The organism is Arthrobacter sp. GCM10027362 (assembly GCF_042679445.1).
In the GTDB taxonomy this organism is placed as follows: Bacteria; Actinomycetota; Actinomycetes; order Actinomycetales; family Micrococcaceae; genus Crystallibacter.
This window is the reverse complement of record NZ_JBHTML010000333.1, coordinates 1-2,055: the sequence shown is the minus strand read 5'-3', so window position 1 is coordinate 2,055 and position 2,055 is coordinate 1. Positions and strand designations below refer to the sequence as shown.

Below are 2,055 nucleotides of genomic sequence, written 5' to 3'. Positions count from 1 at the left end.
AAGGTGGCCTCGCGGTCCTCCCAGCATTCGAAGATGTTGGGGCAGCCGGCCTCCTCGCACACGGTGTGCAGGCCTTCGGCCTGGACCAGGTTCTTCAGCCCGACGTACTCGGGGCCGATGTTGACCCTGGCCCTGATCCAGTCCGGCTTGCGTTCGACCGGGGTGGCGGCGTTGCGGGCCTCGACGCGCAGCAGGCGCCGGCCTTCGGGTGCCAGGGTCACAGCAGGGCTCCTTCCGGGGAAGCGGCGGCCGGGGACGTGGCGGGGTCCTTGGCCAGCCGTGCCTCGAATTTGCGCAGTTCCTCTTCCACCCGGTCCGCGATCTCGGCGGGAAGCACCTTCTGGCCGGTTTCGGCCTCGATGGTGGTGGAGCCGGCGTCGGTGATGCCGCAGGCGATGATCTGCGAGTACGGGGCCAGGTCATTGCTGCAGTTCAGCGCGAAGCCGTGCATGGTGACGCGGCGGTTGACCCGGATGCCGATGGCCGCGATCTTGCGTGCCGGCCCCTTCCCGTCGGCCTCGATCCAGACGCCGGAACGTCCCTCGATCCGGGTGCCCGTGATGCCGTAGGCGGCCAGCACGTTGATCAGCACCTGCTCCAGGATGTCCACGTAGTCGGCGACCCTGGTGGGGTCCGGAAGGGCGACGATCGGGTAGCCGACCAGCTGCCCGGGGCCGTGCCAGGTCAGCTTGCCGCCGCGGTCCACGTTGACCACCGGCGTACCGTCCAGCGGACGTTCATGGTCTTCGGTGCGTTTGCCTGCGGTGTACACCGAGGCATGTTCGAGCAGCAGCACCGTGCTGGGTGTGGTGCCGGCGACTACTTCTTCATGGATGCGGCGCTGTAGCGCCCAGCCCTCTTCGTAGTCAACGTAATCGGGGGCAAATCCCACCCGGGAAAACTCAAGAGTCATGGGCCAAGCCTACGCCCCGGCCTCCCGCAGACTCCATTCGGGCCGGCAATTGTGTACCAACGGGCAGATCTGCGCGGCTGTGGATAACTTCTGCACCCCGGCCGCGGAGGGTGTAAACAAAGTTCCATGGATGGACAGCAGCCCGGACCCGCCGGTCCCGAACCACCGCGGCCCGAGGTCGAGGGACTGGAGGTTGTGCGTTGGCTTGGCAGCGGGGCCTCGGCGTCGGCCTGGCTGGCCAGGGACGACGACGGCACGGAGTATGCGCTCAAGGTCTATCGTCCGGCAGTCCGGCCGGGCGGCGGCGGGCTGGACGGGGAGCTGGTGCTGCTGGCCCGCCTGGAGCACGAGCATCTGGTGCGGGCCCACCGCCAGGTGGCGACCAGCCTGGGCCCGGGACTGCTGCTGACCTTCGCGGCGGGCGGCTCGCTGGCCGCGCTGGTGGCGGCCCGCGGTCCGCTCACTGCCGGCGAGGCGGTCACCGTCCTGACGCCGCTGGGGCAGGTCCTGGCCTTCCTCCACGCGCAGGGGGTCAGCCACGGAGACGTCTCGCCGGGCAACGTGCTCTTCACTGCCGTCGGCAAGCCCCTGCTGGCGGACCTGGAAGCGGGCAGGGTCGCCGGTTCGGCACCCCTCCGGCAGGCTGCCACGCCCGGCTTCCAGCCGGCCTCGGAACCAGCCGGACCTGCAGCAGACATCTACGCCCTGGGCGCGCTTGGCTGGTACGGGTTGACCGGACGGGTTCCGGCGGCCACCGAGGCCAGGCCGCCGCTGGGTATTCTCTGTCCGGGCGTGCCTGCCGAGCTGGTGGCGGTCCTGGAGGAGGCCCTGGACGATGAACCATCCGCCAGGCCGTCCGCCGCTGATTTCGCCCGCCGGGTGTACCGCTGCGCCCCGGCCGAGCCGCTGGATCTGGCCGGCGCGGTCCATCCCAGCGTGGTGCCTCAGTTGCTGACCCGGCGGCAGCCACCGGACGCCGGGCAGCGGAACCGTCCCCGGCTCCGGCACCTGGCCGAGCCGGAGCCGGGCGGAACCGGCGGACTCAGGGCAGGCAGGTGGCGGCCGGACCTGAGCCATCTGCTGTTGGCGGGCATCGCCCTCATCGCCGCTGTGGGCCTGGGCATTGCCGTCGTCGGGATGCT

At 70.6% G+C, this 2,055-nt stretch carries 2 protein-coding genes and 1 pseudogene; 1 reads left to right on the top strand and 2 read right to left on the bottom strand.

The window, feature by feature from the left end:
• Both ACFQ36_RS22350 and lipB read right to left on the bottom strand, forming a co-directional pair.
• A pseudogene (locus ACFQ36_RS22350) lies at positions 1–221 on the bottom strand (lipoyl synthase); the annotation flags it as partial.
• Positions 218–913, bottom strand: a complete 696-nt coding sequence (gene lipB / locus ACFQ36_RS22345) for a lipoyl(octanoyl) transferase LipB (protein ID WP_377017709.1) — start codon at positions 911–913, stop codon at positions 218–220. The gene lipB and the pseudogene ACFQ36_RS22350, both read right to left, overlap by 4 nt.
• Positions 914–1,039: 126 nt before the next feature.
• Here lipB and ACFQ36_RS22340 point away from each other — a divergent pair.
• On the top strand, positions 1,040–2,055 hold a 1,016-nt coding region (locus tag ACFQ36_RS22340), incomplete at its 3' end, for a protein kinase (protein WP_377017707.1).

Excerpts from the sequence above, each read along its gene's own strand:
- lipB (WP_377017709.1), bottom strand. The coding sequence starts at position 913 with ATGACTCTTGAGTTTTCCCGGGTGGGATTTGCCCCCGATTACGTTGAC.